Source organism: Pantoea sp. R102 (assembly GCF_004916815.1).
Lineage (GTDB): Bacteria > Pseudomonadota > Gammaproteobacteria > Enterobacterales > Enterobacteriaceae > Pantoea > Pantoea dispersa.
In genome coordinates this window covers 1-1978 of the sequence record NZ_SDFT01000309.1, presented here as the reverse complement: position 1 = coordinate 1978, position 1978 = coordinate 1, and the positions used below count along the sequence as shown (strand labels likewise).

Genomic DNA, 1978 nt, shown 5'->3' with positions numbered 1-1978 from the left:
CATGGATATGGTGCGGATGGTTAACTCCGGCACCGAAGCCACCATGAGCGCCATCCGCCTGGCGCGCGGTTTCACCCAGCGTGACAAGATCATCAAATTTGAGGGCTGCTACCACGGCCACGCTGACTGCCTGCTGGTGAAAGCCGGTTCCGGTGCGCTGACCCTCGGCCAGCCCAACTCGCCAGGCGGATGGCGCTCATGGTGGCTTCGGTGCCGGAGTTAACCATCCGCACCATATCCATGCTCGGCACCAGCTCGCACACCAGCTCGGCCATCTTCACTTCCATCTCGGTCGGCGCGCCAAAACTCAGGCCGCGCGCGGCGGCTTCGATCACCGCATTGCGAATGGTGGCGTTATTGTGGCCCAGCACCATCGGCCCCCAGGAGCCGACGTAATCGATATAGGCTTTGCCATCGGCATCATACAAATAGGCACCGTCGGCGCGTTCGATGAACAGCGGCACGCCGCCCACACCGGTAAAGGCACGCACCGGGGAGTTCACGCCGCCCGGGATCAGGCGTTGTGCTTCGGCATACAGGTTTTCTGACTTACTCATGGTTCGGCTCCTGCTGTTCTGGAAAAAATCTGGCGCCATTCTACGGAAGAGCGGCCGGTGAAGAAAGGCGCGCGGCCGCTTGCGCCTGCGACATTGCTATACTTTATGCCATAACTGGCGGCACACAGTGTCAAGGGCGCTACTTGATTGCACTGGACGGCTGGCAGATAATAGCGAAATTGAGGTCGTTTTCTGACCTGGACGTTTACCCGGAGTAAAAGATGAGTGACGACGTAGCCGCGCTGCCTCTGCAGTTCACCGATGCAGCAGCGAAAAAAGTAAAAAACCTGATTGCGGATGAAGAGAATCCGGCGCTGAAACTGCGCGTATATATTACCGGCGGGGGCTGCAGTGGCTTCCAGTATGGTTTTACTTTTGACGATCAAATGAATGACGGCGACATGACCATCGAGAAGCAGGGTGTGGCGCTGGTAGTTGACCCGATGAGCCTGCAGTATCTGGTGGGTGGATCGGTTGACTACACCGAAGGTCTGGAAGGTTCCCGCTTTATCGTGACTAACCCGAACGCCAAAACCACCTGCGGCTGCGGCTCCTCTTTCAGCATCTGATGCTGGGCTGGCTGCCGTTCTGGCAGCCAGAACTCACCACTCAATCGTCACCAGGCGTGCCGTTTCACGGCGTGATGCATCGCGGTTTATTACGCTTTGTGTCACGCGCGGCTGCGCGCTGAAATGCCGGCCGCAGTCAACAGATGGCAGCGTCTGCTCACTCGGGCGTGAGATATCGCAGCGGGAGAAAATCGTTAGCGAGACGGCGATAGAGCCCGTGGTGGTTGCCGCACCGATCGGTGCAGCCACGATCAGCCCTATGGCCAGCAGCAGCGCTCTGGTCATGGTGAAATCCTGGTGATGTCAAAAGTGCGCTATGCGCTAAAAGGGCACAGAGCATACGTGGCCGCTGTGCCTTGTTATTTGATTTTCGACATGAATCGTCGAATCTTTAGTCTGGTAATGCTTTATTTTTCGTCGGATGTAAAGCTTCGCACAATTGTTTTGCCGCCAGCAGCAGGCGCGGACCCGGCCGGCTCAGCCAGTCATCGTTAAGCGCAATCACCGGCACGTTAAGCTGCGGCTGCCAGAAGCGCGCGACGCTGGCGGCGCGGCTGGCATCACCGCCAGTGACAATCGCCTGCGGATGCCGCATCAGCACCTGCTCCCGGCTCACCTGAGGCCAGCTCACACTGCTGTCAGCAAAGATATTGCGACCGCCGCACAGGGTGATAACCTCATTCTGCAGCGTGCTGCGCGCGGCGGTAAACAGCGGCTGCTGGCCAAACTGCAGAAACAGCGGCACCGGCGTTTGCTGCTGATAGCGCTGACGCAGCGTCTGCAGCTGCTGGTGTAACGCCTGTGCGGCCGCGGTGGCCCGCTGGGGCTGTGGGCTCCAGCGCTGCAGCGCTG

Annotated in this window: 3 protein-coding genes and 2 pseudogenes; 2 read left to right on the top strand and 3 right to left on the bottom strand. The window is 59.2% G+C overall.

Annotation, left to right across the window (positions count from 1 at the left end):
* A pseudogene (locus tag ERD80_RS22305) lies at window positions 1-187 on the top strand (aminotransferase class III-fold pyridoxal phosphate-dependent enzyme); the annotation flags it as partial.
* Here the strand turns inward: ERD80_RS22305 and ERD80_RS22300 are convergent.
* A pseudogene (locus tag ERD80_RS22300) lies at window positions 180-557 on the bottom strand (aminotransferase class III-fold pyridoxal phosphate-dependent enzyme); the annotation flags it as partial. The pseudogenes ERD80_RS22305 and ERD80_RS22300 overlap by 8 nt on opposite strands.
* A 221-nt stretch (window positions 558-778) precedes the next feature.
* Between ERD80_RS22300 and erpA the strand changes: the two are divergent.
* Window positions 779-1126 carry an iron-sulfur cluster insertion protein ErpA gene (erpA, locus tag ERD80_RS22295; protein WP_021507501.1) on the top strand — a complete coding sequence of 116 codons (348 nt, stop codon included), beginning with the start codon at window positions 779-781 and terminating at the stop codon, window positions 1124-1126.
* Between the two features lie 33 nt (window positions 1127-1159).
* Here erpA and ERD80_RS22290 read toward each other — a convergent pair whose 3' ends face one another.
* A complete protein-coding gene (locus tag ERD80_RS22290; protein ID WP_127833699.1) occupies window positions 1160-1411 on the bottom strand; it encodes a hypothetical protein in 252 nt (83 codons plus the stop codon).
* Window positions 1412-1517: 106 nt separating this feature from the next.
* The coding region (locus ERD80_RS22285; protein ID WP_168926315.1) for an ABC transporter substrate-binding protein at window positions 1518-1978 on the bottom strand (461 nt) is incomplete at its 5' end.

Excerpts from the sequence above, each read along its gene's own strand:
- erpA (WP_021507501.1), top strand. The coding sequence starts at position 779 with ATGAGTGACGACGTAGCCGCGCTGCCTCTGCAGTTCACCGATGCAGCA.
- ERD80_RS22290 (WP_127833699.1), bottom strand. The coding sequence starts at position 1,411 with ATGACCAGAGCGCTGCTGCTGGCCATAGGGCTGATCGTGGCTGCACCG.